Origin of the sequence: Caballeronia sp. NCF2, from assembly GCF_023631205.1 — a bacterium.
In the GTDB taxonomy this organism is placed as follows: Bacteria; Pseudomonadota; Gammaproteobacteria; order Burkholderiales; family Burkholderiaceae; genus Caballeronia; species Caballeronia zhejiangensis.
Genome location: NZ_JALQDN010000063.1, coordinates 57,963 through 82,067, shown reverse-complemented (window position 1 = coordinate 82,067; position 24,105 = coordinate 57,963). Strand labels below are relative to the sequence as shown.

The following is a 24,105-nucleotide window of genomic DNA, read 5'->3' as shown; positions in this document are numbered from 1 at the left end:
TCAAGCAAGACACAATCATGGCAAGAGCGTTTCCCCATATCTTCTCCGTCGGTGACTATCGTTCCGCGGCTCGGCGTCGGTTGCCGAGGATGGTATTCGACTATCTCGAAGGCGGGGCCGACGACGAGTCCGGCCTGACGCACAATCGTGCCGCCTTTGACAAGTGGGAATTGCGTCCCCGGCGTCTTGTCGATGTGAGCGAGCGTGTGCAGTCTACCGACCTTCTGGGGAGACAAATTTCGTCGCCGCTCGTGATCGCGCCGACAGGTCTGAATAGTGCGTTCTGGCCCGACGGAGATCTTGCGCTTGCACGCGCTGCAAGCAAGGCTGGGATCCCGTTCGCACTCTCTACCGCGTCGAACATGTCGATCGAGGAGGTATCAAGGGGAGCGGACGGAGACTTGTGGTTCCAGTTATACGTAGTACACCGGAATGTGGCGAAGAGCTTGGTCACGAGAGCGCGAGAGGCTCGTTATTCGACGTTGATCCTGACCACGGACGTCGCGGTAAATGGATTCCGGCAGCGCGATCTGCGAAACGGGTTTGCTATGCCATTCAAAGTCACTCCACGAGGCGCTCTCGATGGCATTTCGCATCCCCGCTGGCTGTGGTCCTACCTGACGAATGGTATGCCGCAGTTGAAGAACTTCGCGACCGATGACGCCTCTGATACCGCCTCCCAGGCTGCGGTGCTGCGGCGGGAAATGGACGCGAGCTTTAGCTGGGACGACCTCCGTCGCTTGCGCGACGACTGGCCCGGAAAGCTGCTCGTCAAGGGCGTCGTGACGGCTGAAGATGCCGCGAGATGCGTGGAAATCGGCGCCGACGGTGTCATAGTCTCGAATCATGGCGGACGACAGCTCGCGGATCTTCCTGCGCCGATCGACGCATTGCCGGGCATCTCCGATGCGAAGCCGACCACCGATCTCATTCTGGACAGTGGTATCCGAAGAGGGGCCGATGTGGTGAAGGCGGTCGCATTGGGCGCGACGGCCGTGATGCTTGGGCGCGCCACTTTGTACGGGCTCTCCGCGAAAGGCGAGGCCGGTGTGTCCGATGTCATCGCGATGATCAAAGAGGAAATCGACCGGACCCTCGCCCTCATCGGGTCCAGTTCGATAATGGAAGTCAATCGGAGTTGTGTCGCTCGGCGGCCATTGTAGCGGAGGGGGGCAGCCATCGGTTCACCCTTTTCTTGACGTTATAAGGATGACTAATGACAGATCCGTTCTGATCGGCACACAGATGCGAATCCAACGCCGAGGCAAGCGCCGACATTAAGCACATAGAGAAAAAATCCAACGGTGCATGCTGGCAAAAATGATGCATTTAACGCGTGAAAAAAGCTTGCATTCTCCGCGCAGAAAACTATCTTGAGTTCATAAAATGATTCTTCGCCTGGCACCGGAGGAGACCCATGCCAGCTACACGTATGATGATTGCGCGCCGCGCCGGGGTGAGCGTGGCAACGGTCGATCGTGTGCTGCGCGAAGACCAGGGGGTGCGCCCCGAAACGGCCGAACGTGTACATCTCGCGCTGGCCACGCTGCGCGACGAACGCGCAAGCCGCGGCAGGCCTGCGAAAACCACATCGTTCCGGGTCGCCTTCGTCTTACCGCAAATCAATTCCCGCTTTCTCGATCAAGTCGAACGCGATATCGCGCTGTCCGCCAGCTTCTTTCGCGAGCATCGTCTTGTCTCGTCGTTTTACCGTTGCGACCTGTCCAGCCAGCGCGACGCGATCTCACTCGCACAGCAATTGATCGACTACGACGCGCTCGTGCTCGTGCCGCTCGATTACCCATGGGTCGAGCGGATGATTCAGGACATGATGGATGCCAACGTGCCCGTCGTTACGGTCTTTTCAGATTTGCCGTCGAGTGCGCGCGCCACGTACGTGGGTGTCGATAACCGCATGGCCGGACGAACGGCGGGTCTGCTGATGGGCCGCTTCGTCGGTTCGCGCATCGGCACGGTCGCCGTGCTGTCGGCGTCGTCGCGTCTGCACGATCAGCTCGAGCGTCGGACGGGTTTTTCCCAGGTGCTCGAAGAGGACTTTCGCAACCTGCGCTGGCTCACGGAGCCCGATTTCGCCGAAGACGACGACAGCGCCGGACTCGCCGTGCAAGGACTGACGGCGGGACATCCGGATCTGGTCGGCGTGTATGTGACGTGCGGCGGCATTTCCGGCATCGCGTCGACGCTGCAGGAATCGGGCGACAAGGCGCGCGTCGTACTGATCGGCCACGAGTGCACGGCCGATACGCGGGCGCTGCTGTCGGAGCGGGCGATCGACGTGATCCTCGATCAGGACGTGCGCGGCATTGTCCATTGGGCCGGTCTCGCCGCTCTCAACTTCCTGAACGACGTGCGCGGCGTGCCTTCCATCCCGACGCCCGAAACCCGTATCTATCTTCGTGAGAATGCGCATGCCTGAAGCTCGCGACACGCGGACAGTTCGCTTCGGTCCGCCAGAGCTCATATGCAGCGTCCGGCGCATGGGCGCTGTCTGTCATCAGTTTGAGACCCGACAGAGACAAGGAGAAGACACATGTTACGTCTTACGTCATCAAGGGTATTAGCGGCGCTCGTCGCGTCGCTGGGACTGAGCTTCGGATCGGCGGCGCATGCGCAGGGCAAGCAGTTGACGCTATGTTGGGCCGCATGGGACCCCGCCAATGCGCTCGTCGAATTATCGAAAGACTTCACGGCGAAAACCGGCATTGCAATGAAGTTCGAGTTCGTGCCGTGGACGAGTTATGCGGACCGCTTCCTCAACGAACTGAATTCGCATGGAAAGCTGTGCGATCTCATCATCGGAGATAGTCAGTGGATTGGCGGTGCCGCGGTCAATGGACACTACGTCAAGCTCAATGATTTCTTCGACAAGAACAAAATCTCGATGGACGACTTCGTGCCGGCGACCGTCGTCGGCTACGCAGAGTGGCCGAAGAACACGCCGAATTACTGGGCGCTGCCCGCGATGGCGGACGCCGTGGGCTGGACCTACCGCAAAGACTGGTTTGCGAGGCCCGAACTGCGCGCGGAGTTCAAGCAAAAGTACAAGCGCGAACTCGAGCCGCCCACGACAATGGACGAACTCAAGCAGACAGCCGAGTTCTTTCAGGGACGAAAGATCGACGGCAAAACCGTGTATGGCGTGTATATCTTCACGGAGCGCGGCTCGGAAGGGATCACAATGGGCGTGACCAACATGCTCTATAACTTCGGCTTCGAATACCAGGACCCGAAGAAGCCGTATCACCTGGAGGGCTTCGTGAATTCGCCAGGCGCGATAAAGGGACTCGAATTCTATAAGGCGCTTTACAAGTGCTGCACGGCGCCCGGCATGACGAACGCCTACATGCAGGAAGGGCTCGATGCGTTCAAGTCGGGGCAGGTCGCGATGCAGATGAACTGGTTCGCCTTCTTCCCCGGCCTGTACAAGGATCCGAATGTCGGCGGCGACAAGATCGGCTTCTTCGTCAATCCGAAGGAAACGAAACAGTTCACGCAGCTTGGCGGTCAAGGCATATCCGTCGTGTCGTACTCGGATCACAAGGCCGACGCGCTCGAATACATCAAGTGGTTCGCGCAAGCCGATGTGCAGAAGAAGTGGTGGCAACTCGGCGGCTACTCCGCGGCGAAGTCGGTGGTGGACGCGCCGGACTTTCCGAAGAGCGCGCCATTTGCGCCTGCATTCCTGAAGTCGATGTCGATAGTGAAAGACTTCTGGGCCGAGCCTACTTATGCCGAGTTGTTGCTCGATATGCAAAAGCGCGTGCACGACTATGTGGTTGCGGATAAGGGCACGGCGAAAGAAGCGCTCGATCTGCTCGTCAAGGACTGGAACAAAGTATTCAAGGCGGAAGGGAAGAACTAGCGTTACCGCACATGAACGCGCGGGCCGGCGAGCCGATCGATCTCGCCGGTCCGCGACAACAAGGAGTCAGGCATGTTGGCAAACAAGCCTTTTCCTCCGGAAGGGTTGCAGACCAAAGCGCAGACGCGCGCGGCCGCGCGCTTGCGCGGACTGTCTGACCGAACCATCGCGTGGCTGTTCATTCTTCCGACTATCGTGCTGCTGCTCGCCATCAACATCTTTCCGTTGATCTGGGCATTGCGGCTCTCATTCACGAACTTCAAGTCGAATATGCCGAGCGTGCCCGCGCGCAATGTCGGCATCGACAATTACACGGACATACTCACCGACGAAGACATCTGGTACGCGATGCAGGTGACGGCGCGCTTCGTTTTCTGGTCGGTCGGACTCGAAGTGCTGCTCGGCTTCGGGCTCGCACTGCTGATCAACCGGCAGTTTCGCGGCCATAGTTTCTGGACCACGCTGATTCTGCTGCCGATGATGCTTTCGCCCGCTGTCGTCGGCAACTTTTGGACCTTTTTGCTGCAACCGCAGACGGGTCTTTTCAACGACATCGTCGGCTTTTTCACGGGCATTCCGCCGAACTCGTTCCAGATGATCGGCGATGTGCCGCTCGCACCGTGGACGATCGTCATGGTCGATGCATGGATGTGGACGCCCTACGTGATGCTGATCTGCCTGGCGGGATTGCGATCGATTCCGGACTACATCTATGAAGCGGCCGAAGTCGATCGCGCTTCGCCATGGCGTCAGTTCTGGTCGATCACACTGCCGATGACGCTGCCGTTTCTGATGCTCGCGATCCTTTTTCGCGGGATCGAGAACTTCAAGATGTTCGACATGGTGAACCTGCTGACATCGGGCGGGCCGGGCTCCGTGACGGAAACCGTGTCGATCACGCTCAAGCGCGCAGCCTTCGAGAAGTGGAGGACGGGTTATTCGTCCGCGCTCGCGATCATTCTGTTCGTTGTCGTGTTCGGTGCGGCGAACATCTATGTGAAGGCGCTCAACCGGGTGAAACAGCGATGACAGACCTCGCCCTTCAACAGTCGGTGGTGGCTGCATCGCCGCGCAGCAAGACGTTTGCCGCAGTCGTCGTGATCGCGTATGCGCTCATCGCGACGCTGCCGATCGTCTGGATCATCCTGACGAGCTTCAAGACACAGGAGGATGCGATCGCGTATCCGCCCGTCGTCGTGTTTCATCCGTCGATGGAAGGTTACGTGAATCTTTTCACGATCCGCTCGCGGCAGACGCCGGAGTTCATCGCGAGTTTGCCGCCCGCAGAGACCTGGTACGACCGCGATGTCCGAAAGCGCAACATGGTGATTGCAGGGCCGTCGAAGGTCCTGCCGCGCTTCGTCAATTCGCTCGTGATCGGGTTCGGCTCGACCTTTCTTGCGGTGTTTCTCGGCACGTTGGCCGCCTATGCGTTTTCGCGCTTCAAGGTGCCGCTCGCCGACGATCTGCTGTTCTTCATACTGTCCACGCGAATGATGCCGCCCATCGCGGTGGCGATTCCCATCTATCTCATGTATCGCACGCTCGGCCTCGCCGACAGCTACCTCGGCATGATCGTGCTCTATACGGCCGTGAACGTGTCGCTGGCGGTGTGGCTACTCAAAGGATTCATCGACGAAATCCCTCGCGAATATGAGGAAGCGGCGCTTGTCGACGGATACACGCGGTTGCAGGCCTTCGTGAAGGTCGTGCTGCCGCAGGCGATCACCGGCATTGCTGCGACGGCGATCTTCTGTCTGATCTTTGCGTGGAACGAGTACGCGTTCGCATTGCTGCTGACGAGCGGCGACGCGCAGACGATGCCGCCGTTCATTCCGTTCATCATCGGCGAGGGCGGGCAGGACTGGCCAGCGGTCGCGGCCGCGACGACGCTGTTCGTGCTGCCCATCCTGATCTTCACCGTTGTGCTGCGCAAGCATCTGTTGCGCGGGATCACCTTCGGAGCGGTACGCAAATGAAAGCCCAGCCCGTCATGCCGCGCCGCCGTCTGTTCCGCAGGCGCTACGGCGAGGGCGCATCGACCGTGCTGATCGGCCTCGGCATTGCGATGCTCGTCCAGCCGTTCACGGTCGATCTCTATACCTGGTCGTTCCCTGTGATTCTGGCGGGTGCGCTCGCATTCGTCGTGACGAGTCACTTCCCGGAGTGAGCCATGTCGACGATCGTTCTATCCAACCTTCATAAGCGCTTCGGTGACTTCACTGCCGTACACGATACGAATCTCACCGTGAGCAACGGCCGCTTCGTGGTGCTGCTCGGACCCTCCGGTTGCGGCAAGACGACGACGTTGCGCATGATCGCCGGGCTCGAACTGCCGACTTCGGGCCAGATTCTGATCGACGGCGAAGATGTCACGGGGCTGCGTGCGCGTCAGCGCGATATTGCATTCGTGTTCCAGATGTTCGCGCTGTATCCGCATATGACGGTACGTAACAACATCGCTTTTCCGCTGAAGAACGAGGGTATTGCGCGCCGCGAGATTGCCGCGCGCGTCGATGCGGCCGCGCATATGCTTCGCATCGAAAGTCTGCTCGACCGAAAGACGGGCGGGCTGTCGGGCGGCGATCGGCAACGCGTCGCCCTGGGCCGCGCGATCGTCCGGCACCCGAAGGCTTTTCTGATGGACGAGCCGCTCGGCACGCTCGATGCGGATTTCCGCGAACTGATGTGCCTCGAGTTGCGCAAGCTGCATAACGCGCTCAACGCGACGACGGTCTACGTGACGCACGACCAGCGCGAAGCGATGGCGATGGCCGACGACATCGTCGTGATGAGCGGCGGCGAGGTGCTGCAATCGGCGTCGCCGCATGAGGTCTATCACTTTCCAGCGACCGTGTTCGTCGGCAGCTTCATCGGCAGCCCGCCGATGAATTTCCTGGCCGTGGATGGCGGCGTCGAGGCAGGCGCGGAATCGGTCTCGCTCTCCGGCGTCGCCGTGTCCGTGCCGCGCACGGCTACGTCCGCGGCGAAAGCGCTGCTCGGCGTGCGGCCAGAGCATGTCGTGATCGACGAGCGCGGTGCGTTGCGTGGACGCGTGATCGCGGATGAATATCTCGGCTCGCATCAGATTCTCGTCGTCGAAACGGCACTGGGTGTGATGCGCGTGCGGGTCGGCAAGGACGAAGGACTGGTGGCGGGGTCGCAGGTCGGGATGTCGTTCGCCAAGGAGCGCACGCTCCTCTACGACGCATCGAGCGGCAAGCTGCTGCCCGGCGCCGCGCGGCAGATGGCCGTCAACGGAAGCGGCAACGGAGGCGCTTATGTCTGAAATTCGCTTGCATGGCGTGACGAAGCGATTCGGCGATATCGTCGCGGTAGATGATGTGTCGCTCGACGTGAAGGAGGGCGAGTTCGTCGTGTTGCTCGGTCCGAGCGGCGCGGGCAAGACTACTACGTTGCGGCTCATCGCAGGTCTCGAGCGGCCCGACGATGGCGAGATATTCATCGACGGCGCCGCCGCGACGGACATGCATCCCGCGGACCGCGACGTCGCCTTCATCTTTCAGCAGTATTCGCTGTATCCGCATCTGACGGTGTTCGGCAACCTGGCGTTTCCGCTGCGCTCCCCGCGGCGGCGCGTGAGCGAGGCGGAAGTCACCGCGCGCGTGCAGTCGGTCGCGCAGATGTTGCATATCGAGTCGAAGCTCGGCAATCTGGCGACGCGTCTGTCGGGCGGCGAGATGCAGCGCGTGGCCATCGGACGCGCGCTCGTGCGTCAGCCCAAGGTGTTTCTGATGGACGAGCCGCTGTCGTCGCTCGACGCGAAGTTGCGCGAGGAACTGCGGATAGAACTGAAGCGGCTGCATCGCACGATCGGCGCCACGATCATCTACGTGACGCACGATCAGGTCGAAGCCACCACGCTCGCGGACCGCATCGGCATTCTCGAACACGGGCGCATCGTGCAGGTGGGCGCGCCGCGCGACGTATATGGCAATCCGGCTTCGCTAGGCGCCGCGCAACGTCTCGGCTCACCGCCCATCAACTTGCTGCCGCCCGTGTTGTTCGATCCTGCCACGATGCCCGCAGGCACCTCGACGGTCGCGATCCGTCCTGAAGACATCGTGCTGCACGCGCACGATACGCGCGACGGGCTCAATCTTCGCGTGCTCGAATATTCTCCGCTGCGGCATCTGTTGATCATGGAGCGCGACGGCACCGCCATCGTCGCGACAACCATGACCGAGCGCAATTTCACGCCGGGGCAGACAGTCGGCGTGTCGCTACCTCTGCGCAGTCTTCTCTATTTCCGCTCCGACGGCAGGAGGATTCCGGCATGAACGGGAAAACGGTCATGGCGTGCATTGAAGCCGCGCACGCGACGCTCAAGGAACATACGGACGAGATCGCCGCGCTCGATCAGCAGATTGGCGACGGCGATCATATCTTCAACCTGTTGCGGGGCATGGATGCGCTGTTTGCGATGCGCGCCGCTATCGAGGCCGAGGCGTTTGCGCCCGCGCTGGACCAGGCCGCCTCCAAATTGCTGTCGACGGTGGGCGGTTCGTCGGGGCCGCTGTTCTTTTCGTTGCTGCATGGCATGGCGAAGGCGGCGCAGAACGCGGACACCCTGAGTGTGGCGGACGCGGCGCGGATCTTCGCCGCGGGAGTCGATGCCGTTGCCCAGCGCGGCAAGGCCGGCACCGGCAGCAAGACGATGATGGACGTGCTTATACCTGTCGCGTCGCGCTTCATGGAACTGGCCGTGCGCAGTGCGCCGCGCGAAGCCGTGCTCGATGCGCTGCCGCGGACGGCTGAAGAAGGCATGCTCGCGACGCGCGACATGCTCGCGACCAAGGGGCGCGCGTCGTTTCTCGGCGAGCGCGCGCGCGGGCACATCGATCCCGGCGCACGGTCGAGCCAGTTGATGATCGGTGCGGTATGCGCGCGGCTCGCGCAATACAGAGAGTGAAAGGAGCGCAGGCCATGAAAAAGTTCATCAACCATGTCGACGACTTTCTGACTGAGAGCCTTGCCGGATTCGCCGCCGCGCATGACGATCTCGTCGTGCTCAATCACGAACCTGTGTTCGTGCGGCGCAAGACGTTGAAGCCGGGCAAGGTCGCGCTGGTCTCGGGCGGCGGCTCGGGACACGAGCCCTTGCATAGCGGCTTCGTCGGGTACGGAATGCTGGACGCCGCGTGCCCTGGCCAGGTGTTTACTTCGCCGACGCCCGATCAGATGATGGCAGCCGCCAAGGCCGTCGATACGGGCGCGGGCACGCTCTTCATCGTGAAGAATTATTCCGGCGATCTGATGAACTTCGAAATGGCATCCGAAATGTCGGAGTTGGCGAATGCGATGGTGCTGATCAACGACGATGTCGCGGTCGAAAACTCCAGTTATACGACGGGCCGGCGGGGCGTGGCGGGTGCGGTGATCGTCGAGAAGCTGGTGGGCAGTCTCGCCGAGAGCGGCGCCGATCTCGAACAATGCAAGGCGTTCGGCGACCGGATCAACAAGCATACGGCGTCGATGGGCGTCGCGTTTTCGAGTTGCACCGTGCCCGCAGCGGGCACGCTGACGTTCAAGATCGGCGACGATGAAATGGAGGTCGGCGTCGGCATTCATGGCGAGCCAGGGCGGCGGCGAACGCGCTTTGCCGCCGCCGACGCGATCGCGGCAGAACTGCTGACGGCGATCGTCGCCGATCTGGAACCGGGGAACGGCTCGGACCTGCTGGTCTTGATCAATGGGCTGGGCGGCACGCCGCTCGGCGAACTGTATCTGCTGTTCAATTCCACACGCTCGTGGCTGCAGCAGCGCGGTCTCGCGGTCACGCGCGTGCAGGTCGGATCGCTCACGACGTCGCTGGAAATGGCCGGTGCGTCGATCACCTTGTGCGTGCTGGACGATGAAATGAAGCGGCATTGGGACAGCCCCGTGCATACGCCATCGCTCAGGTGGGGAATGTAGATTCGCCGGAACGTTTTCAATCGTCCGGTCGCTCGGCCGGAATTGCGTCCTCTTTCACGAGCCATCAGTTTTGTTTATCGGCATATCGGCGACGCGGCCCTTGCGCGCTTCGCCGCGCGCCGCGTCCCAGCGGCCTTCCGCGCCTCTAAAACCCCATGCGTAAAGGCAAAGTTCTGGTTTACGCGTAGTACCCGGCCTGCCTCCTTCCTCGCTACCCTTCGGCTTCAGTTTCCCTAAAGCAAGCCCGCTCGGCCACGCATTCTGAAGGAGTAGCGCACATGGCACGGATCATCGGAGGCATCGCCGCCTCGCACACGCCGACCATCGGTTTCGCGTTCGACAAGAACAAGCGCGACGATCCCGTCTGGGCGCCGATCTTCGAGAACTTCGCGCCGCTCGCGAACTGGCTCGCGGAAAAGCAGCCCGACGTCATCGTCACGATCTACAACGACCACGTCACGTCGTTCTTTTTCGATCACTATTCGGCCTTCGCGCTGGGCGTCGGTCTCGAATGGCGCGTCGCGGACGAAGGCGGCGGCGCGCGCGATCTGCCGCCGATCAAAGGTCATCCCGCACTCGCCGCGCACATCGGCACTTCGCTGATGACCGATGAATTCGACATGTCGTTCTTCCAGAACAAGGCGCTCGATCACGGCTGCTTCTCGCCGCTTTCGATGCTGTGCCCGCACAAGCCCGAATGGCCGGTCAAGCTCGTGCCGCTGCAGATGGGCGTGCTGCAATTGCCCGTGCCGAGCGCGCGCCGCTTCTACAAGCTCGGGCAGGCGCTGCGCCGCGCGATCGAAAGTTATCCGGAAGACATCAAGGTCGCGATTCTCGCGACGGGCGGTCTTTCGCATCAGGTTCACGGCGAGCGCTCGGGCTTCAACAACACGGAATGGGACGCGCGCTTCCTCGATCTCTTCGAGCGCGATCCCGAGCAGCTCGCGAACATGACCATCGCGGAATATGCGGCGCTCGGCGGCTACGAAGGCGCCGAAGTCATCATGTGGCTGACGATGCGCGGTGCGCTTTCGTCGAACGTCGTGTGCAAGCATCGCAGCTATTACCTTCCGTCGATGGCAGGCATCGCCACCGCGATCTACGAAGGCGAGGACAGCGAGACCAAGCCCGCGATCGTCGAGCGTCATCGTCAGAAGATGGCCGTTCAGCTCACCGATGTCGAGAAGCTCGAAGGCACGTATCCGTTCTCGATCGAAACGGCGGTGCGCGCGTATCGCATCAACGATTATCTGCATCGCATGGTCGAGCCCGCGCATCGCGAGGCATTCAAGGCCGATGAAGAAGCGAGCTTCGAAGCAGCGGGCCTTTCCGAGCAGGAGCGCGATCTCATTCGCCGGCGCGATTGGCGCGGCCTGCTTCATTACGGCGTGATCTTCTTCATGCTCGAAAAGCTCGGCGCGGTGACGGGCATATCGAATCTGCATATCTACGCCGCGATGCGCGGCGAAACGCTCGAAGCGTTTCAAAAGACGCGCAACGCACCGGGCGCGTTGTATTCGGTCGCGGGCAAAGGCTCGGAGAAGCTCGACTGGGACAAAGCGGAAAAGGCCAGAAGCTAAACACGAACGCGTTGCATGGGACCGGAGTAAGCGCAGAAGCACCGACTCCGGCCAACAGGGGACAGGAGACAAACATGACTAGCGGTAAAACCATCGACATCAAGGGCTTCATCGACGAACGCCCGATTTCCGCCTACCAGTGGCTGCTGGTGGCGCTGTGCTTTCTCATCGTGACGGCCGACGGCATGGACGTGGCGATCATGGGCTTCGTCGCGCCATCGATCATCGCGGACTGGCATATCTCGCGGCCCGCGTTCGGCCTCGTGATGAGCGCGGCGCCCATCGGTCTCGTGATCGGCGCACTGGCGGCGGGACCGGCATCGGATCGCATCGGGCGCAAGTGGGTTCTGATTACCTCGGTATTCCTCTTCGGCGTCTTCACGATCGCGACCGCGTTCACGAATTCGCCTTCCAGCATGGCGCTTTTGCGCGTACTGACCGGCATCGGTCTCGGCGCGGCGATGCCCAACACGACGACGCTGCTCTCCGAATACGCGCCGCAACGCAAGCGCGCGCTGCTCATCACGATCATGTTCACGGGCTTCAATCTCGGCTCCGCGCTGATCGGCTTCGTCGCGGGCTGGCTGATTCCGGTGCACGGCTGGCGTTCGGTGCTGATCTTCGGCGGCGCGCTGCCGCTCTTGCTGATCCCGCTGCAAATCTGGCTGCTGCCTGAATCCGCGCGTCTGCTCGCGGTGCGCGGCGCGACCTCGCAACGCATTGGCAAGGTGCTTGGCCGCGTGTGCGGGGCGCGTTTCGATGGTAGCGAAACGTTCGTATCGAACGAGCCTCCGCTGCCGACGAAGAAGCCCATCGGCGTGTTGTTCTCGCACGGCTACGGTTTGATGACGGCAGCGCTGTGGGTCACGTATTTCATGGGCCTGCTCGTGATCTACCTGCTGACCGGCTGGCTGCCGACGCTCATGAAGGACGCGGGCCTCACCGTTTCCGCAGCGGCGAACGTCACGGCGATGTTCCAGATCGGCGGCACGATCGGCGCGATCATCGTCGGATGGATCATGGACAAGGCGCGTCCGGCGCCCGTCATCAGCGCGGCGTATCTCGGCGGCGCGGTGTGCGTGCTCGGACTGGCGTGGATCGGCGCGCTGTCGTCGTCGCTCGCGGTGCTCGTGTTCGCAGCGGGCTTTTGCATGAGCGGCGCGCAAACCGGTCTCAACGCCTTCGCGCCGGGACGTTATCCGACCGTCGCGCGTGCAACCGGCGTGAGCTGGATGCTCGGCATGGGCCGCTTCGGCAGCATCTTCGGTTCCGCATTCGGCGGCGCGTTGCTCGGCCTCGGTTGGGAGTTCGGCGCGATCCTCGCGATGCTCGCCGTGCCCGCGACGCTCGCGGCAATATCGATTCTCGTCGCACAACGCACGCGTGCCGACGAAGCACACGCACAAACGACTGCAGCACACTAGTACCTGGAGTAAGGGATGATCATCGACATTCACGGCCACTACACGACCGCGCCAAAAGCGCTCGAAGGGTGGCGCAACCGGCAGATCGCCGGCATCAGTAATCCATCGGAGATGCCGGCTGCTTCGGAGTTGCATATCAGCGACGACGAACTGCGCGAATCGATCGAAAGCAATCAATTGCGCCTGATGCGCGAACGCGGCCTCGATCTCACCGTGTTCAGTCCGCGCGCGAGTTTCATGGCGCATCACATCGGCGACTTCGAAGTGTCGAGCACTTGGGCCGCGATCTGCAACGAGCTGTGCTATCGCGTGAGCGAACTCTTTCCCGATAGCTTTATTCCGGCGGCGATGTTGCCGCAAAGCCCGGGCGTCGACGTATCGACGTGCATTCCCGAGCTCGTGAAGTGCGTCGAGCAATACGGCAATGTCGCGATCAACCTGAATCCGGATCCGTCGGGCGGGCACTGGACGAGCCCGCCGCTTTCGGATCGCTCGTGGTATCCGATCTACGAGAAGATGGTCGAGTACGACATCCCTGCGATGATTCATGTGAGCACGAGCTGCAACGCGTGCTTTCACACGACGGGCGCGCATTACCTGAACGCCGACACGACCGCGTTCATGCAGTGCCTCACGTCCGATCTGTTCCGCGATTTTCCGACGCTCAAGTTCGTGATTCCGCATGGCGGCGGCGCGGTGCCGTATCACTGGGGGCGTTTCCGCGGACTCGCGCAGGAGCTGAAAAAGCCTTTGTTGAAGGATCATTTGCTCAACAACGTGTTCTTCGATACCTGCGTCTATCATCAGCCGGGCATCGATCTGCTGACGCGCGTGATTCCCGTCGACAACATTTTGTTTGCAAGCGAAATGATCGGCGCGGTGCGCGGCATCGATCCTGAAACGGGACACTATTTCGACGATACGAAGCGCTACGTCGAAGCCGCGCAGATCGAGCCGGAAGCGCGCTACAAGATTTACGAAGGCAACGCGCGCCGCGTGTATCCGCGCCTCGATGCGGCGCTCAAAGCAAAGGGACGTTGATATGTACGAACTGGGTGTGGTGTATCGCAACATCAATCGCGCGAATGCGGATGCGGCCGCCAGGCTCGGCGCACTCGGCTCGGCGACCGTGCACGAAGCGATGGGCCGTGTCGGCCTGATGAAGACCTACATGCGGCCGATCTATGCGGGCGCGCAAGTGAGCGGCACGGCCGTGACCGTGTTGCTGCAACCGGGCGACAACTGGATGATGCACGTCGCGGCCGAGCAGATTCAGCCTGGCGATATCGTCGTGGCCGCATGCACGACGGACAATACCGACGGCTTCTTCGGCGATCTGCTCGCGACGAGCTTCAAGGCGCGCGGCGCGCGTGCGCTCATCATCGACGGCGGCGTGCGCGATGTGCGCGTGCTGACGGAGATGAACTTCCCCGTATGGAGCCGCGCGATTTCCTCGAAGGGCACGGTGAAGGCGACGCTCGGCTCGGTGAACATTCCGGTCGTGTGCGCGGGCGCATGGGTCACGCCGGGCGATGTGATCGTCGCGGATGACGATGGCGTCGTGGTCGTGCCGTCCGCATCGGCGCAACAGGTGCTCGATAAAGCCACTGCGCGCGAGGCGCTCGAGGAAGAAAAACGCGCGAAGCTCGCAAGCGGCGTGCTCGGTCTCGACATGTACAAGATGCGCGGACCGCTGGAAAAAGCGGGCCTGCGCTATATCGACTGACGCGCATGAGCATCACCGGTATCTCTTCGATGGCCACGCGCCAAGTGCTGAACGATCTCGCTTGCGCGTATGAAGCGCAGTCGGGCCAGCGCGTTGCGATCGTATCGGTGGGCGGCGTCGCGGCGGTCAGGCGTATCGAAGCGGGCGAAGCGTTCGATATTGTCGTGCTCGCTTCGGATGCGATCGATCGGCTCGCGGCATCAGGACACGTCGACGCAGCGAGTCGCGTGCGGATCGCGCGTTCGGGCGTTGCGATCGCGGTGAAAGCGGGCGCGCGGCGTCCTGCCATCGACGATGAAGCCGCCGTGCGCGAAGCCGTGCTCGCGGCGCGCACCATCGGCTATTCGACGGGGCCGAGCGGTGTCTATCTGACGCGTCTGTTCGAGCGTTGGGGCATCGCTCAACGCATCGCATCGCGCATCGTGCAGGCGCCGCCGGGTGTCGCTGTCGGCGCGCTCATCGCGCGTGGCGAAGTCGAACTCGGCTTCCAGCAGTTGAGCGAGATGATCGGCGTCGAAGGCATCGACGTGCTCGGTATGTTGCCGCCGGCGATTCAAACGCAGACGGTATTCGAAGGCGCGATCGGTGCGAACGCAAGCGCATCGAAAGATGCTCGCGCGTTCCTGGCGTTTCTCGGTTCGAGCGATACCGACGCGACCAAAATCAAACACGGCATGGAGCCGGTCTACTAAAAAAAGCGCGCAACCATTGCGCGCTTTTTTCATTTCACGACGTCATTCAGCGACGGCGTAACGTTCGAGCCAATGCGCATAAGGCGCGGGCAATGCCCACGACGGCTTCTCGACCTTCAACTGCTTGGCTGCCTGATACGGCCAATGCGGATTCGACAGATGCGCGCGGCCGATCATCACGAGATCGAGTTGACCGGATTCGACCGCGTGTTCCGCGTTCGGCGGCGAATCGAAGCCCCACGCCGACGCAACCGGAATCTCCGCTTCTCGGCGCACACGTTCCGCGATCGGGCCGAGGAACGCCGGTCCCCATGGAATGCGCGCATCGGGCGTCGAGAAGCCGACGCTCACGCTCATCAGATCGAGTCCTTTGCGACGCAGCGTCTTCGTCAGTTCGATGGATTCGTTCAGCGTGGCTTCATCGCGGCCGTCGTATTCGATGACGCCGAAACGCGCCGTCAGCGGCAGGTTCTCGGGCCACACTTCGCGCACCGCGTCGAAGGTCTCGACGATGAAGCGGCTGCGTCCCGCGAGATCGCCGCCGTATTGATCGTCGCGCTGGTTGGCATCGACGGAGAAGAAGCTTTGGGCGAGATAGCCGTGCGCGAAGTGCAGTTCCAGCCATTCGAAACCCGCTTCGCGTGCGCGACGTGCGGCCGCCGCGAAGTCGGCCTTCACGCGCGCGATGTCGTCGAGCGTCATCGCCTTGGGCACTTTCGGCAGCCCGCCGCCGAATGCGACCGCCGATGGCGCGAGCGTGTCCCAGCCGCGTGCATCGTCGGACGGGATGTGATCGTCGCCTTCCCACGGACGATTCGCGCTCGCCTTGCGGCCCGCATGCGCGATCTGGATGCCGGGCACCGCGCCCGCCGCCTTGATCGCCGCCGCGATGTTCTTCATGCCTTCGATGTGCGCGTCGTCCCAAAGACCCGTGCATCCCGGCGTGATGCGGCCTTCCGGCGATACACCCGTCGCCTCGACGATCACGAGGCCCGCGCCGCCGCGCGCAAGGCTCGCGTAATGGCTCAGGTGCCAGTCGTTGACGAAGCCGTCGATGGCGCTGTACTGGCACATTGGCGGAATGGCGATGCGGTTGCGCAGCGTAACGTCCTTCAATTTGAAAGGAGTGAAGAGTGCTGACATCTGTGGTTCTCTGTATCAATGAAGGCGTTCAGATTAACCGTTCAGTGTCATAATGAAAACTATCTGCAGATTATCGGTTCGATAAAATTTCGTGATGCTCAATCCGCAATGGCTGCGCACCTTTCTCGCGCTCGTCGACCTCGGCAACTTCACGCGCGCCGCCGAGCGGCTCGATCTGACGCAGGCCGCCGTGAGCCAGCATCTTCGTCATCTGGAAGACGAACTGGGCCTGCTCGTGATTCGCCGTCCGCGCGGCATCGAACTCACGCCGGCGGGCAGGGCGTTGATCGACTATTGCAACGAGATGGAACTGGCGGGCAAGCGTCTCGCTTCCCGGCTGTCGGATAGCGAAGACGAAGCTGGCGAAATCGGCCTCATCACGCCGGGCAGCATCGGGCTCGTGCTGTTTCCGCTGCTGCTCGATTTGCAGCAGCAGCGCCCGGAATGGAAGATGCGTCATCGCTTCGCGCCCGATTCGGAAGTGCTCGAAGCCGTGCTGGAGAGCCGCTACGACCTCGGCATCGTCGCGTTGAAGCCCGACGATCCGCGTCTCGCGGCGAGCAAGTTCATCGAGGAGCCGCTCGAACTCGTCGTGCCCGCGAACGAAGACGTACACGAATGGAGCGATCTCGAACGGCTCGGCTTCATCGACTATCCGGAAGCGCACATGACCGCGAGCCGTCTGCTGAGCCGCCGCTTCCCGGGCAATCCAGGCGTCGCGAGCTTGCGCCGGCAAGGCTTCAGCAATCAGATCAGCCTCATACTGGAGTTCGTCGCGCGCGGACTCGGCTTCACGGTGATACCGCGTTATGCGCGCATCGCGTTCGGCCAGCCGGAAGCGATCGGCGTGGTCGAATGCGGCGCGCCGGTGATCGATACGCTGTGGCTCATCCGCCGCGCGGAATGGCCGCTGCCCGCGCGTTGCGCGCGGACCGTGGAGTATTTGCGGGAACGTGTGGGCGTTCCCACAATCAAGGCCGATTCGAAGAAGAAGCGTCGGCGCTAGTCAATGTCCCCAGCGCAGCACGAGCGGATCGAGCTTGCGCGCGACTTTCAGCAAGCCTTCGCGCACGGCAGGATGCATCGGCGCGAGCGGGTGACGCACTGCATCCGAGCGAATCACGCCGCCTTCCTTCATCAGCGTCTTGCACGCCGCGAGACCGCACTGACGGTTCTCGTAGTTGATGAGCGGAAGCCATTGCTGATACAGCTCGGCGGCTTTGTCGGAATCGCCCGCGAAGTAGGCATCGACGATCTTGCGGATGCCGTCGGGGTAGCCGCCGCCCGTCATCGCGCCGGTCGCGCCCGCGTCGAAGTCGGGCATCAGCGTGATCGCCTCTTCGCCGTCCCACGGACCGACGATCGCATCGCCGCCGAGTTCGATCAGCTCGCGCAGCTTCGATGCAGCCTGCGCCGTTTCGATCTTGAAGTACGACACATGCTCGACGTCGCGCGCGAGCGTCGCGAGAAACGACGCGGAGAGCGGCGTGCCAGCGACAGGCGCGTCCTGAATCATGATCGGAATGTCGATCGCGTTCGATACTTCGCGATAGAACTCGTGGATGCCGCGCTCGCCCACGCGAATCGTCGCGCCGTGATAAGGCGGCATGATCATGACCATTGCGGCGCCCGCGTCCTGCGCGGCGCGGCTGCGCTCCGCACAGATGCGCGAGCTGAAATGCGTCGTCGTGACGATCACCGGCACGCGGCCCGCCACATGTTCGAGCACGGTGCGCTGAACGGTGTCGCGTTCCGCATCGGATAGCGCGAACTGCTCGGAAAAGTTCGCGAGTATGCATACGCCGTGCGAGCCGGCATCGATCATGAAATCGATCGCGCGCTTCTGGCCCTCGAGATCGAGGCGGCCCTGATCGTCGAAGATGGTCGGAGCGACGGGAAAGACGCCGCGATAAACAGGTGCAGCCATTGAAGTAAGTCTCCTTTGGTTGGTCTAGATCCGGTACAGCGCGCACGCGTTGTCGAAGAATAGCGCGAGACGTTCTTCGCGCGAGCGCGCTGCGACGATCGTCTTGAAGCCGGTAAAAAGATCATCGAGCGTGACGACGAGGCTATCGACCGGAAAGTTACTCGCGAAGAGGCATCGCGCGACGCCGAAGCTTTCGATCGCATTGCGCACGATGCGTCCGTTGCGCTCGACACGCCAGCTTACGCCAGGTTCGCCGATCCCCGATATCTTGAGCCATACGTTCGGCGATCGCGCGAGCGCATCGAGCGCGGCGCGCCAAGCCGTTAGCGCTTCCTCGCTACGATCGGCGGGCAGGCCGGCATGGTTCACGATGATTTTCATCTGCGGAAAGTCGCGCGCGAGTTCTGCGGCTTCCTCGAAGTGCCACCACGGCGCCTGCAGTTCGAACATCAGGCCACTTTGCGCGAGCAACGCATAACCGCGCCGCCAGCGTTCGCAACGCATCGAGCCGGGCGCGGCGAAATCCGCGCGATGTTCCGCGCGGGGCACGGTCTTCGGTTTATGACGCACGCTGCGCACGAGCGGCATCTCGCGATAGGCGTCGATGACATCGGCGACATCGTCGCGATCGAGCCAGATCTGCGCGGCCATCGCGTTCGGCAAGCCGGTGCGTTCGTGCAGCGCCGTCGCCCAGCGCGCTTCGCCGAGCACGTCGCGCGGATCCCATTCGCCTTCCATCATCACCGTCTTCACGATGCGATGATTGCCCGCCTGCGCGAAGTAGTCGTCGGGCAGGAAGTTCTTGCAGATCGACGCGTAATCGCCGTAACGAAACGCGATGCGCGGCAGATCGCGCAGCCACGGATGATAGTTGCGCGACACGTCCCAGAAGTGATGATGCGCGTCGACGATGGGCAGATCGGCGTCGTCGCCGCTTTGCAGAAAGCGTTCGCGCAATGCTTCGATGCGTTCTTGCATCATGGCGTCAGCTCACGCGGTCTTGCGCCATGCGCACGGCGATGTCGAAGGCCTTTTGCGTGGCGCCGGCATCGGCGCGGCCCTGGCCGTGGATATCGAACGCGGTGCCGTGCGCGGGCGTCGTGATCGGAACGGGCAGGCCGCCGTGCACCGTGACACCGCGCCAGAAGCCCATGAGTTTCATCGCGATCTGGCCTTGATCGTGATACATCGTGACCACGCCATCGAAGACCTTCTGATCGCGCGCGCGCACGAAGATGGTGTCGGCGGGGAAGGGGCCTTGCGCGTCATAGCCTCGCGCACGCGCTTCTTCGACGGCCGGCGCGATCACGTCGATTTCCTCGCGGCCGAACGCGCCGTTGTCGCCGTTATGCGGATTGAAGCCGCACACCGCGATGCGCGGCTTGTCCACGCCCGCGCGCTTCAGACCATCGTGAATCAGTTGCACCGCGCCGACGATGCGCTCGGGCGTGAGCTTCGCGCTCACGTCCTTCAGCGCGATATGCGAGGTCACGCGCGAGGTCCACAATTCGTCGAGCACATTGAACTCGCAGAACGCGCCGCTATAGTCGAGCTGACGCGCGAACCATTCCATCTCGTCGTTCGTTTCCATGCCGGCCATGTGCAGCGAAGTCTTGTTGACGGGCGCGAACAGCATCGCTTGCGTGCGGTTTGCGCGCGTCATCGCAAGCGCTTCTTTGAAGGCTTCGAGGCTATAACGGCCGCCGCGTTCCGTCGATACGGCGCGCTCGTAAGGCGCATCGTCGGGCAGGCGGAAATCGATGAGCGAGGGCACGCCGGTATCGCGCGCGGCGGCCGCTTCGTTGTCGATGACTCCATACTCGAAGCGTTGCTGCGCGATCTCCATGCCTTGATCGAGTTCACGCTTGTCGCCGATGATGAGCAGATCGGCGCGCGCGCGATTCTCGGGCTTCGCGATGAGACGCGCGATCAGTTCGGGACCGATGCCGGCGGGATCGCCGAGAAGCACTGCGATGCGAGGTTTCATGTCTGTATGGTCCGTTGTCGGTTATTAACGCGTGCGGCGCAGATCGATTGCGATCGAACCGAAGATATACACCAGCGCGCACGCGCCGTAAAAGTGCAGCACCGCATCGAAAGAGCCGGTGCGCTGAAGAATGAAGCCGGTGATGAGCGGAATCGAAATGCCGCCGACGCTGCCCGCGCAGTTCATGCATGCACCGAGCAGGCCCACGCGTCCCGGGCTTGCGAGCAGCGAAGGCAGGCTCCAGTAGAGACTGCCCCACATCAGCAGGAACGATGCGCCGCACAGCACGGCGACCGCGACGACGGGCGAAGTGATCGTCGGCAGCGCGGCGAATACGGCGAGCGTTGCGATGCCCGAGACCGCGATCATCGTCTTCACGACTTTACCGCGCGACAGATTCATCCCGCACAAGGCATCGCACAGGAAGCCACCGGAAAGCGAACCGAGCGCGCCCGCGAGGAAGATGAAGAAGGTCGCCGCGCCGATCTGCGAAAGGCTCAGACCGCGCGCCTGCGTCAGATAGCTCGGGCCCCACGTGAGCAAGCCGAAGAAGATCATCGCCCAGCTCATGCGGCCGACGCACATCGCGATGGTCGAGCGCAGCGGCAGCGGCGCATCGTCCTGGCTTGCGTGCATCGCCTTCGATGCGGGCGGCGCGCCGTCGTGGATATGCGCCAGTTCCGCGCCATTGACGCCGGGATGTTTCGCGGGATCGTCGCGCAGATAGCGCCATGCGAGCCATCCGCATGCGATGGTCGCAAGCCCCGCGACGACGAACGCGGTGCGCCACGAGCCGAACATGAGGATCAGGTTCGAGATCGCGAGACCGCCGATCGCGGCGCCGAGCGGCGATCCGGCATCCATCAGCACCGCGCCGCGCGCGCGTTCCTTGCGCGACAGCCACAGCGCGTTGAGCTTGCTGCCGGCGGGAAAGAGCGGTGCCTCCGCGCCGCCGAGACCCACGCGCAATAGCAACATCGACATGCCGCCGGTGGCTGCGCCCATCAGCGTCTGGAAGAGACCCCACAAGACAGTTGCACCTGCAACTACTTTGCGCGGGCCGAGTTTGTCGATGAGCCAGCCGCCCGGAATCTGCAACAGCGCGTATGACCAGAAGAAGCTCGACAGCACGAGCCCTTGCATCGCGGGCGAGAGCGCGAACTCCTTGGCGATGGTGGGCATCGCGATGGAAAGCGAGATGCGGTCGACGAGATTGATCAGCGTGATGAGGAACACCACGCCGAAGATGCGCCAGCGCACGCTCGTCGCGTGTGTGGACGAGGCGGCGTCGTGCGCCGTGTGCGCTTCGATTCTGCTTTCCATGTTCGTCTCCTGTCGCCTCGGGCTGCATGGTCCCGAGGTCGCATCGTCATTCGATGATGTTGAAGTCGCTCAGATGCTTGTCGGACAGCGTGATGCCGAGGCCCGGCGTTTCATCGGAGAGTTGCAGATAGCCGTTCTCCGGCTGCGGTTCGCCGTCGAAGATGTAATAGAAAAGCTCGTTGCCGACTTCGACATCGAACACCGGGAAGAACTCGGACATCGGGCTCGCGGTGCTCGACATCGTCAGGTGATAGTTGTGCATCTGGCCCGCGTGCGGAATGACCGGCACGGACCACGCTTCGGCCATGGCGTTGATCTTGCGCGCCGCCGTGATGCCGCCGACGCGATTCGTGTCGTATTGAATGACATCGACGGCCCGGCGTTCGAGCAGATCCTTGAAGCCATAACTCGTGAACTCGTGCTCGCCGCCGGAGATCGGCACGATGTTCATCTTCTTGAGTTCCTGATAGCCTTCGACGTCGTCGCCGATCACCGGTTCTTCGAGCCAGCGCGGATTGAATTCGGCAAGGCGCGGCAACATGCGGCGCGCGTACTCCAGCGTCCAGCCCATATAGCATTCGAGCATGATGTCGACGTCATCGCCGGCAAGCTCGCGCAACAGGCGCACTTGTTCGAGATTCTTCGCCATGCCTTTCGGACCGTCTTTGGGGCCATAGCCGAAGCGCATTTTCATCGCGGTGAAACCTTGATCGAGATAACCTTGCGCTTCGGCGAGAAACGCGTCGCGATCGTCGTTGTTATAGAGCTTCGATGCATAACACCAGATCTTCTCTTTCGTTCGGCCGCCGAGCAGCTTGAAGACGGGCTTCTTCACGGCCTTGCCCATGATGTCCCACAGCGCGATATCCATCGCCGAGATCGCCGCCATGCCGATGCCCTTGCGGCCCCAGGCGAGCGTGCGCCGATACATCTTCTGCCAGATGTATTCGTGATCGAACGGATCTTCGCCGATGGCGATAGGCGCGAGATATTCATCGACGATCTGCTTCGCGACGCGCGGCGCGAGCGCGCAATTGCCGATGCCGACGGTGCCGTCGTCGCATTCGACCTCGACGACGAGCCAGCCGTGAAAGCGGAACGAGCCCATTGCATCGCCGCGCTCGTAGAGGATATCGACGGCGTTCGTACAGAAATGCGATTGCGGCGGAACGACCTTGCCTTTCCATTCGAAAACGCGCGCGCGGACATGCTTGATCTTCATCTTCGGTGTCTCCGTGTGGTTCGATTGATGCCGCGCGCACTGCATGATGCGAGGGTTTGCGCGGCTGTTTCGGGTAGCGCTAGTGTGCGAAACTCCGCGATAACTGACCATTGAATAATTTGAATCAGGCTATTTCCTGGAGTTATCACTCGCATGATCGCGCCCGCTTCGACCATCCGCAAACGTCTGCGCCTGCGTCATCTGCAATTGATGATGGCGCTTTCGGAAACCGAATCGCTCAGAAGCGCCGCCGACGAACTCGCGATGACGCAGCCTGCCGCGACGAAGGCGTTGAAGGAACTGGAAGACACGATCGGCGCGTCGCTGTTCGTGCGTCATGCGCGAGGCATGGAGCCGACGATCTACGGCGAAGCGGTGATGCGCTATGCGCGCGTCGTGTTCGAGGACCTCGATGAATTGCGCGATGAGCTCGCGGCGATCGAGGCGGGCGATATCGGCAAGGTGCGGATCGGCGCGGTGATGGCGCCTGCGCCTGACTTGCTGACGAAGGTGATCGTGGAGTTGAAGGAAGCGCATCCGCGCTTGCAGATCAGCGTGCAGATCGATACGAGCGATGTGCTCGTGCAGGCCTTGCAGCAGGATCAGTTGGATATTGTCGTCGGGCGCATTCCTTATGGCTTTTCAGCGCTGGACCTGACGTTCGAGACCTTGTCGGAAGAGGCGCTCGCGATCGTTGCGCGGCCGGATCATCCTTCTGTTGGTATTGCGGGCAAGCCGAAGCTCGCCGATCTCGCGAAGTATCCGTGGATCGTGCAGCCGCATCCGAGTCCGATGCGGCAGATCATCGACCAGACGTTTCGTGAGTCGCGTGTGGCGCCCCCGGTGAGTACCGTGGAGACTTCTTCGATTCTGACCACGTTGTCGCTGTTGCGGGATTCGGACATGCTGGCTGTGTTGCCTAGCTCGGTCGCGGATTATTATGCTGCGCTCGATACCATCGCTTCTTTGCCAACCCCGTTGCGGGGGCGTCTCGCGCCTTATGGGTTGATTCTCAGGAAGAACAGGCGGATTAGTCCTGCCACGCAGTTGGTGATTGAGGCTATCCGGAAGGCTTGAGGGTTTGGTTTTATTTTTGCTCTCGCCGGATCTCGTTTTCTTAGTGGTCTATTGGCGTTGCCCCTGTGCGGGAGCCGGCCGGCGAGTCCTATGGGACAGTGCGTCGGGGTTGGCGGCATTTACTGCGTCCTTGCTAAGCTCACATCCAATTGCCGGCACACAATGCTGCACATGACGAGAAGAC

Annotated in this window: 23 protein-coding genes; 17 read left to right on the top strand and 6 right to left on the bottom strand. The window is 62.1% G+C overall.

Features of this window, described 5'->3' with window-relative positions; genetic code table 11:
• Positions 1-17 precede the first annotated feature (17 nt).
• From NCS02_RS22400 to NCS02_RS22330, 15 genes are all read left to right on the top strand, one after another.
• A complete protein-coding gene (locus NCS02_RS22400) occupies positions 18-1,163 on the top strand; it encodes an alpha-hydroxy-acid oxidizing protein (protein ID WP_250503365.1) in 1,146 nt (381 codons plus the stop codon).
• A 254-nt stretch (positions 1,164-1,417) separates the two neighbouring features.
• Entirely contained in the window at positions 1,418-2,437 is a 1,020-nt protein-coding gene (locus tag NCS02_RS22395; RefSeq protein ID WP_175982598.1) for a LacI family DNA-binding transcriptional regulator, read from the top strand.
• A gap of 114 nt (positions 2,438-2,551) precedes the next feature.
• Positions 2,552-3,883, top strand: a complete 1,332-nt coding sequence (locus NCS02_RS22390; RefSeq protein ID WP_175982597.1) for an ABC transporter substrate-binding protein — start codon at positions 2,552-2,554, stop codon at positions 3,881-3,883.
• A 72-nt stretch (positions 3,884-3,955) separates the two neighbouring features.
• On the top strand, positions 3,956-4,912 hold the full coding sequence (locus NCS02_RS22385; RefSeq protein WP_008348939.1) for a carbohydrate ABC transporter permease: 957 nt from the start codon (positions 3,956-3,958) through the stop codon (positions 4,910-4,912).
• Positions 4,909-5,862, top strand: coding sequence for a carbohydrate ABC transporter permease (locus tag NCS02_RS22380; protein ID WP_175982596.1), 954 nt, complete (start codon positions 4,909-4,911; stop codon positions 5,860-5,862). Before NCS02_RS22385 ends, NCS02_RS22380 begins: the two co-directional genes overlap by 4 nt.
• On the top strand, positions 5,859-6,053 hold the full coding sequence (locus NCS02_RS22375; RefSeq protein ID WP_008348936.1) for a hypothetical protein: 195 nt from the start codon (positions 5,859-5,861) through the stop codon (positions 6,051-6,053). Before NCS02_RS22380 ends, NCS02_RS22375 begins: the two co-directional genes overlap by 4 nt.
• A 3-nt stretch (positions 6,054-6,056) precedes the next feature.
• The gene (locus NCS02_RS22370; protein ID WP_034472427.1) at positions 6,057-7,172 is read left to right on the top strand and encodes an ABC transporter ATP-binding protein; all 1,116 of its coding nucleotides are present in this window, start codon (positions 6,057-6,059) and stop codon (positions 7,170-7,172) included.
• A complete protein-coding gene (locus tag NCS02_RS22365; protein WP_250441112.1) occupies positions 7,165-8,184 on the top strand; it encodes an ABC transporter ATP-binding protein in 1,020 nt (339 codons plus the stop codon). Before NCS02_RS22370 ends, NCS02_RS22365 begins: the two co-directional genes overlap by 8 nt.
• Complete coding sequence (gene dhaL, locus NCS02_RS22360; RefSeq protein WP_250503364.1) at positions 8,181-8,816, top strand: dihydroxyacetone kinase subunit DhaL; 636 nt, start codon at positions 8,181-8,183, stop codon at positions 8,814-8,816. The genes NCS02_RS22365 and dhaL overlap by 4 nt, the downstream gene beginning before the upstream one ends.
• 14 nt (positions 8,817-8,830) lie before the next feature.
• The gene (dhaK, locus tag NCS02_RS22355) at positions 8,831-9,820 is read left to right on the top strand and encodes a dihydroxyacetone kinase subunit DhaK (protein WP_250503363.1); all 990 of its coding nucleotides are present in this window, start codon (positions 8,831-8,833) and stop codon (positions 9,818-9,820) included.
• 278 nt (positions 9,821-10,098) lie between these two features.
• A complete protein-coding gene (locus tag NCS02_RS22350) occupies positions 10,099-11,400 on the top strand; it encodes a gallate dioxygenase (RefSeq protein ID WP_250503362.1) in 1,302 nt (433 codons plus the stop codon).
• A 74-nt stretch (positions 11,401-11,474) separates the two neighbouring features.
• Positions 11,475-12,824, top strand: coding sequence for an MFS transporter (locus tag NCS02_RS22345; protein ID WP_034472432.1), 1,350 nt, complete (start codon positions 11,475-11,477; stop codon positions 12,822-12,824).
• Positions 12,825-12,839: 15 nt separating this feature from the next.
• Positions 12,840-13,865 (top strand): amidohydrolase family protein, encoded by a 1,026-nt coding sequence (locus NCS02_RS22340; protein ID WP_008348613.1) that lies wholly within the window; start codon positions 12,840-12,842, stop codon positions 13,863-13,865.
• 1 nt (position 13,866) lies between these two features.
• The gene (gene ligK, locus NCS02_RS22335; protein ID WP_008348612.1) at positions 13,867-14,550 is read left to right on the top strand and encodes a 4-carboxy-4-hydroxy-2-oxoadipate aldolase/oxaloacetate decarboxylase; all 684 of its coding nucleotides are present in this window, start codon (positions 13,867-13,869) and stop codon (positions 14,548-14,550) included.
• A gap of 5 nt (positions 14,551-14,555) precedes the next feature.
• A complete protein-coding gene (locus NCS02_RS22330; protein ID WP_250503361.1) occupies positions 14,556-15,242 on the top strand; it encodes a substrate-binding domain-containing protein in 687 nt (228 codons plus the stop codon).
• 42 nt (positions 15,243-15,284) lie between these two features.
• On the opposite strand, the gene NCS02_RS22325 is transcribed toward NCS02_RS22330, so the two are convergent.
• Positions 15,285-16,385, bottom strand: a complete 1,101-nt coding sequence (locus tag NCS02_RS22325) for an NADH:flavin oxidoreductase/NADH oxidase (RefSeq protein ID WP_008348610.1) — start codon at positions 16,383-16,385, stop codon at positions 15,285-15,287.
• Positions 16,386-16,479: 94 nt separating this feature from the next.
• Here NCS02_RS22325 and NCS02_RS22320 point away from each other — a divergent pair, with 94 nt between their 5' ends.
• Complete coding sequence (locus tag NCS02_RS22320) at positions 16,480-17,391, top strand: LysR family transcriptional regulator (RefSeq protein WP_250436926.1); 912 nt, start codon at positions 16,480-16,482, stop codon at positions 17,389-17,391.
• Here the strand turns inward: NCS02_RS22320 and NCS02_RS22315 are convergent, their stop codons facing one another.
• Genes NCS02_RS22315 through NCS02_RS22295 form a run of 5 tightly spaced genes read right to left on the bottom strand, consistent with a single transcriptional unit; the run spans position 17,392 to position 22,844 of the window.
• Complete coding sequence (locus NCS02_RS22315; RefSeq protein ID WP_250457527.1) at positions 17,392-18,312, bottom strand: dihydrodipicolinate synthase family protein; 921 nt, start codon at positions 18,310-18,312, stop codon at positions 17,392-17,394.
• A 24-nt stretch (positions 18,313-18,336) separates the two neighbouring features.
• Entirely contained in the window at positions 18,337-19,293 is a 957-nt protein-coding gene (locus NCS02_RS22310) for an amidohydrolase family protein (RefSeq protein ID WP_008348604.1), read from the bottom strand.
• A 4-nt stretch (positions 19,294-19,297) separates the two neighbouring features.
• Positions 19,298-20,299: a 4-hydroxythreonine-4-phosphate dehydrogenase PdxA gene (locus NCS02_RS22305; protein WP_250503360.1), complete on the bottom strand. Its 1,002-nt coding sequence runs from the start codon at positions 20,297-20,299 to the stop codon at positions 19,298-19,300.
• 24 nt (positions 20,300-20,323) lie between these two features.
• Positions 20,324-21,622, bottom strand: a complete 1,299-nt coding sequence (locus tag NCS02_RS22300) for an MFS transporter (RefSeq protein WP_175981250.1) — start codon at positions 21,620-21,622, stop codon at positions 20,324-20,326.
• 46 nt (positions 21,623-21,668) lie between these two features.
• Complete coding sequence (locus tag NCS02_RS22295) at positions 21,669-22,844, bottom strand: L-rhamnonate dehydratase (RefSeq protein WP_250503359.1); 1,176 nt, start codon at positions 22,842-22,844, stop codon at positions 21,669-21,671.
• Positions 22,845-22,997: 153 nt separating this feature from the next.
• On the opposite strand from NCS02_RS22295, the gene NCS02_RS22290 reads away from it, so the two are divergent.
• Positions 22,998-23,921, top strand: coding sequence for a LysR family transcriptional regulator (locus tag NCS02_RS22290; protein WP_008348596.1), 924 nt, complete (start codon positions 22,998-23,000; stop codon positions 23,919-23,921).
• Positions 23,922-24,105 lie beyond the last annotated feature (184 nt).

What these genes read in the sequence shown, in the direction of transcription:
- ligK (WP_008348612.1), top strand. Translation starts at nt 13,867, where the DNA reads ATGTACGAACTGGGTGTGGTGTATCGCAACATCAATCGCGCGAATGCG.
- NCS02_RS22295 (WP_250503359.1), bottom strand. Translation starts at nt 22,844, where the DNA reads ATGAAGATCAAGCATGTCCGCGCGCGCGTTTTCGAATGGAAAGGCAAG.
- NCS02_RS22330 (WP_250503361.1), top strand. Translation starts at nt 14,556, where the DNA reads ATGAGCATCACCGGTATCTCTTCGATGGCCACGCGCCAAGTGCTGAAC.
- NCS02_RS22365 (WP_250441112.1), top strand. Translation starts at nt 7,165, where the DNA reads ATGTCTGAAATTCGCTTGCATGGCGTGACGAAGCGATTCGGCGATATC.
- NCS02_RS22300 (WP_175981250.1), bottom strand. Translation starts at nt 21,622, where the DNA reads ATGGAAAGCAGAATCGAAGCGCACACGGCGCACGACGCCGCCTCGTCC.
- NCS02_RS22320 (WP_250436926.1), top strand. Translation starts at nt 16,480, where the DNA reads ATGCTCAATCCGCAATGGCTGCGCACCTTTCTCGCGCTCGTCGACCTC.
- NCS02_RS22315 (WP_250457527.1), bottom strand. Translation starts at nt 18,312, where the DNA reads ATGGCTGCACCTGTTTATCGCGGCGTCTTTCCCGTCGCTCCGACCATC.
- NCS02_RS22395 (WP_175982598.1), top strand. Translation starts at nt 1,418, where the DNA reads ATGCCAGCTACACGTATGATGATTGCGCGCCGCGCCGGGGTGAGCGTG.
- NCS02_RS22340 (WP_008348613.1), top strand. Translation starts at nt 12,840, where the DNA reads ATGATCATCGACATTCACGGCCACTACACGACCGCGCCAAAAGCGCTC.
- NCS02_RS22305 (WP_250503360.1), bottom strand. Translation starts at nt 20,299, where the DNA reads ATGAAACCTCGCATCGCAGTGCTTCTCGGCGATCCCGCCGGCATCGGT.
- NCS02_RS22350 (WP_250503362.1), top strand. Translation starts at nt 10,099, where the DNA reads ATGGCACGGATCATCGGAGGCATCGCCGCCTCGCACACGCCGACCATC.
- dhaL (WP_250503364.1), top strand. Translation starts at nt 8,181, where the DNA reads ATGAACGGGAAAACGGTCATGGCGTGCATTGAAGCCGCGCACGCGACG.
- NCS02_RS22375 (WP_008348936.1), top strand. Translation starts at nt 5,859, where the DNA reads ATGAAAGCCCAGCCCGTCATGCCGCGCCGCCGTCTGTTCCGCAGGCGC.
- dhaK (WP_250503363.1), top strand. Translation starts at nt 8,831, where the DNA reads ATGAAAAAGTTCATCAACCATGTCGACGACTTTCTGACTGAGAGCCTT.
- NCS02_RS22325 (WP_008348610.1), bottom strand. Translation starts at nt 16,385, where the DNA reads ATGTCAGCACTCTTCACTCCTTTCAAATTGAAGGACGTTACGCTGCGC.
- NCS02_RS22310 (WP_008348604.1), bottom strand. Translation starts at nt 19,293, where the DNA reads ATGATGCAAGAACGCATCGAAGCATTGCGCGAACGCTTTCTGCAAAGC.
- NCS02_RS22390 (WP_175982597.1), top strand. Translation starts at nt 2,552, where the DNA reads ATGTTACGTCTTACGTCATCAAGGGTATTAGCGGCGCTCGTCGCGTCG.
- NCS02_RS22290 (WP_008348596.1), top strand. Translation starts at nt 22,998, where the DNA reads ATGATCGCGCCCGCTTCGACCATCCGCAAACGTCTGCGCCTGCGTCAT.
- NCS02_RS22385 (WP_008348939.1), top strand. Translation starts at nt 3,956, where the DNA reads ATGTTGGCAAACAAGCCTTTTCCTCCGGAAGGGTTGCAGACCAAAGCG.
- NCS02_RS22345 (WP_034472432.1), top strand. Translation starts at nt 11,475, where the DNA reads ATGACTAGCGGTAAAACCATCGACATCAAGGGCTTCATCGACGAACGC.
- NCS02_RS22380 (WP_175982596.1), top strand. Translation starts at nt 4,909, where the DNA reads ATGACAGACCTCGCCCTTCAACAGTCGGTGGTGGCTGCATCGCCGCGC.
- NCS02_RS22400 (WP_250503365.1), top strand. Translation starts at nt 18, where the DNA reads ATGGCAAGAGCGTTTCCCCATATCTTCTCCGTCGGTGACTATCGTTCC.
- NCS02_RS22370 (WP_034472427.1), top strand. Translation starts at nt 6,057, where the DNA reads ATGTCGACGATCGTTCTATCCAACCTTCATAAGCGCTTCGGTGACTTC.